We start from the raw sequence: 4,243 nt of genomic DNA, 5'->3' as shown, positions 1-4,243 counted from the left end.
GCGTGCGCGGATATGGTTGTTGCTCTCTTGACTGCGGCGCCGGGGCTGACGCTGCTGGCGACGAGTCGTGAGCCGATAGGAGTCAGTGGCGAGGCGACGTGGCGGGTGCCGTCGCTATCGGTGGCCGATGAAGCGATCGAATTGTTCGCCGACCGTGCGCGTCTGGGCCACACCGGTTTCGCCCTCACCGACGACAATGCCGCCTTGGTCGCCGAGATCTGTCAGCGTCTCGACGGGATTCCGCTGGCAATCGAGCTGGCGGCGGCACGCGTGCGGGCGTTGTCGCTGCCCGAGATCCTCGGCAGCTTGCATGACCGGTTCCGGTTGTTGACGGGGGGATCACGCACCGCGGTGCGGCGCCAACAGACACTGCGTGCCTCGGTGGATTGGTCGCACGCGCTATTGACCGAGCCGGAGCGAGTCCTCTTCCGCCGGCTGGCGGCATTCATGGGTGGCTTCGACCTCGACTCCGCCCAGGCAGTCGCCGGCGGCATCGATGTGGAGCGCCACCAGGTGCTCGATCAACTCAGTCTGTTGGTGGACAAGTCGCTGGTGGTTGCGGACGAGAGCGGCAGCCGAACGCGCTATCGGCTCTTGGAGACCGTGCGCCAGTACGCGCAGGAAAAGCTCGGGGAGTCCGGCGAAGCCGACGCCGTGCGGTCGCGTCACCGCGATCACTACACGGCGATGGGCGCCGCGCTGGACGCGCCGGCGGGCCGCGACTATGAGCAGCGTCTGGAGCAGGCTGAGGTTGAGATCGACAACCTGCGCGCTGCGTTCACTTGGAGCCGCGAAAACTCCGATATAGAGCTGGCATTGGCGCTGGCGTCCTCGCTGCAGCCGTTGTGGCAAGCGCGGGGCCGCGTCCGGGAAGGACTGGCATGGTTCAACGCCGCCCTCGCCGATATCGACGCCAACGTCGCGGCCGCGGTGCGCGCGCGGGCGCTCGCCGATAAGGCCGTGCTCGCCACCTTGATGGGCGCCGCTGACAGCCTCGAGCAGGCTCAGCGAGCCCTGTTTATCGCGCGTGAGGTCGATGACCCGGCCTTGCTGCTCCGGGCGCTGACCGCCTGCGGCCCTATCGCCGCCGTCAGCGCCGAGCCATCGGGGCCGTATTTCGCCGAGGCGATCGGCCTGGCCCGAAAATTGGGCGACCCGTGGGGGTTGAGCCAGATCCTCGCTTGGCAGGCGCGCGCGGCTGCCACGGCCGGTGACCCTTTCGCGATGCGCGCAGCCGGTGAGGAGGGACGCGATCTTGCCGAGGCGATCGGCGACCGGTTCGCGTCGCGCCAGTGCCGATGGTGCCTCGCAGTGGTAACGCAATTCGAGGGCGATCTGGCTGGCGCCACCACCCAATTCCGCGCGGTGACCGCCGAGGCCGAGGCAGCTCACGACCTGACCTTCCAGGTGTATGGCCTGGCGGGCCAGAGCATCGCGCTGGCCAACCAGGGTGACGTGCGGGCGGCCAGGATGGCCGCCGACGCGGCCGTCGAGGCCGCCGGCGAAGTGGGCGGAATGGCTGCGGGCCTCGGCTCCCTGGCGTTGGCTTCAGCGGCCCTGGCCGCTGGCGATGCTGTGACGGCACAAGGCGCGAGCGAGAAGGCCTGGCGGCACTGGAGTGTCCTGCCCGTCCAGGCCGCATGGCCACTCGTGTTCAGTGCGCAGGCCGCGCTGGCGGGCGGTGATCTGCTCGCGGCCCGGCGTGGTGCCGACGATGCCGTCGCGACAACGACCGGTTGGTGGCTGATGTTAGCGCTGACCACACGCGCTCGCGTGGCGATCGCGCAGGGTGAGCCGGAGCAGGCCGAGCGCGACGCTCGTGACGCGCTCGCACGCGCCACCGATATGCGGGCGGGTTCAGGTGTTGCCGACATCCTCGAGTGCCTCGCCGCCCTGGCCGGGAACGCCGGTAGTTACCGCGAAGCGGCTCGGCTGTTCGGCGCTGCACACGGAATACGGCAACGCATCGGCGAGGTCCGCTTCAAAGTCGGGGACGCCGGCTACCAAGCCTCGGTGGCGGCCCTGCGAGAATCTATGGGCGTCAATGACTTTGAGGCCTCCTGGGCGGAGGGCGTGGCGTTATCGCCTGAGGAGGCGATCGCCTATGCACAACGCGGACGGGGCGAACGCAAACGACCTTCCAGCGGATGGGCGTCGCTGACCCCGACCGAGCGTGACGTCGTACGGCTGGTCACCGAAGGGCTGGGCAATAACGACATCGCCAGTCGGCTTTTCGTCTCACCGCGAACAGTTCAGTCCCACCTCACCCATGTTTACGCCAAACTCGGCCTTTCCTCCCGCATCCAGCTCGCGCAAGAGGCCGCTCGCCACGCGTGAACGCCAGTAGCGCCAATTGTCATTGCCCGCTGTCGAATTCGAGCGGCACCTTGATCGGTCCGATGATTCCGGTTAATGCCTTCCACTGCGCGGGTTCGGTGCGGCGGGGGTTGGGCATGCGCTGGGTGATGATGCGCAGTGCCTCGGTGAGCTCGAGCCGGGCGAGGTGTGCGCCCAGGCAGTAGTGCACTCCGCCGCCGAAGGTCAGCATGGGTGGTGGATCGGTGCGGGTGATGTCGAGGCGATCGGGCTCGCCGTATACGGCGGGATCCCGGTTGGCCGATGCGGTGTTGGCCAGCACGATGGTGCCGGCCGGGACGGTGAGTCCCGCGAGTTCGACGTCCTCGGCGGCCTTGCGCCCGACGGCGAAAACGATCGGGCAGTACCGCATGAGCTCATGGACAGCGTTGGTGGCCATTTCCGGACGGGATGCGAGCAGTGCCCACTGGTCCGGGTGGTCGGCCAGGACTTGCACCGCGGCGGCCAGCTGGTTGCGAGTGGTGTCGGTGCCGGCTATTAGGAGGGTGCTGGCTAGCCTGATTAGTTCTTTGTGGGTGAGGCGGTCGCCGCCGTCTTCGGCGCGGATCAGGTCCGAGATGACGCCGTCGGTCAGGGTGCCGCGCCGGCGGGTGATCATGTCCCCGAGGTAGGCATCCAGCTGCTCCCACGCCGCCAGGATCACCGGCCCGTCCTCGGCGACATTCCAGTCCAACACCTTCTTGATGTCATCGGCCCAGGCGGAGAACAGGGGCCAATCTTCGCGGGGAGCGCCCAGCAGGGCACAGATGACCGGAATGGGGTAACGGCGGGCGATGTCGCTGACCACGTCGCAGCGCCCGACTCGAGTGAGCGGGTCGATGAGTTCGGTGGTTACCTCGACAGCCACCGCGCGCATTCGATCGGCGCCGCGGGGTGCAAACGCCTTCGAAACCAGCCGGCGTAGCCGATGGTGCTCCTCACCGTCGAGACTCAGGATGCTGGTGATCACGCGGTCCCACAGCGGACCCGAGGTAATCCCCTGCAGGTCAAGGCCGGCTCCGCGTGCCGTGACGAAGCGTGGGTCGCGCAGTACGGTGCGCACCGCCTCGTAGGTCAATACCTCTGGCGCGTGTGGTCCGACCGCGATCGGCGCCTGCTGGCGGGCCGAGGCGATGATGCGGTGCGCCTCCTCGAAGTCGGTGAGGTGGTCGTACGCGATTTCGGGCAGGCCCGCGTCGAAGACGGTCGGGCAGGTGCAGGTGCGTGCCGTATCGGTCGTCATAGTCGCCTCCGTGCGTTGGTGTGGACTCGACTTTTCGCTGACCGGGGGGCCAGACCATCGGCCGCAATGCGTAGATCCGCGCTGAGGGGTCGGAAATCCGGATGCGGCTGGCAGTGGACGAGTGCCTCCCCAGCAACCCTCCGGCTGTCGGTATCGGCGGACCGTTTGGGCAGGCTGACGTCGGAAAATCCGCTTTCACTCGGCGATAATCTCCGCGTTTCCGCCGATGTTTCTTAGCTGTGTTGGCCGCATGCTGGCTAGCATGAGCGAGATTGATCCATGCGCCGACCTACCGGGGGTGGACTGGAGCGATCTTGGCGTGAGCGGGCTTTTGCCGACGGGCACGGTGACGCTGCTGTTGGCTGACGTGGAAAACTCGACCGGGTTGTGGGAGATCCAGCCCGAGCAGATGACCGCGGCGTTCGCGCGGCTGGATGAGGCCTTTCGAGTCTGGTCACCGTTCACGGTGGGGTACGTCCGGTGGAGCAGGGTGAGGGCGACAGCTTTGTGGTGGCCTTCGCGAGGGCCAGTGACGCGGTGGCGTGCGCGCTGGGATTGCAGCGGGCGCCGTTGGCCCCGATCGGCTTGCGGATCGGTGTGCACACGGGTGAGGTGCAGTTGCGCGACGAGGGCAATTACATCGGC

Annotated in this window: 2 protein-coding genes and 1 pseudogene; 2 read left to right on the top strand and 1 reads right to left on the bottom strand. The window is 67.6% G+C overall.

What is annotated here, in order from left to right; translation table 11 throughout:
* The coding region (locus A5787_RS22065) for a LuxR C-terminal-related transcriptional regulator (protein WP_156764076.1) at positions 1–2,337 on the top strand (2,337 nt) is incomplete at its 5' end.
* A gap of 19 nt (positions 2,338–2,356) precedes the next feature.
* On the opposite strand, the gene A5787_RS22060 is transcribed toward A5787_RS22065, so the two are convergent.
* The gene (locus A5787_RS22060; RefSeq protein WP_066970984.1) at positions 2,357–3,598 is read right to left on the bottom strand and encodes a cytochrome P450; all 1,242 of its coding nucleotides are present in this window, start codon (positions 3,596–3,598) and stop codon (positions 2,357–2,359) included.
* A gap of 319 nt (positions 3,599–3,917) precedes the next feature.
* On the opposite strand from A5787_RS22060, the pseudogene A5787_RS27035 reads away from it, so the two are divergent.
* Positions 3,918–4,243, top strand: a pseudogene (locus A5787_RS27035) (adenylate/guanylate cyclase domain-containing protein); the annotation flags it as partial.

This window comes from Mycobacterium sp. 852002-50816_SCH5313054-b (assembly GCF_001667185.1).
Classification (GTDB): domain Bacteria; phylum Actinomycetota; class Actinomycetes; order Mycobacteriales; family Mycobacteriaceae; genus Mycobacterium.
The sequence above is the reverse complement of the archived record's forward strand: the minus strand, read 5'-3'. Positions and strand labels throughout refer to the sequence as shown.

Coding starts and splice junctions, on each gene's coding strand:
- A5787_RS22060 (WP_066970984.1), bottom strand. CDS start 3,598: ATGACGACCGATACGGCACGCACCTGCACCTGCCCGACCGTCTTCGAC.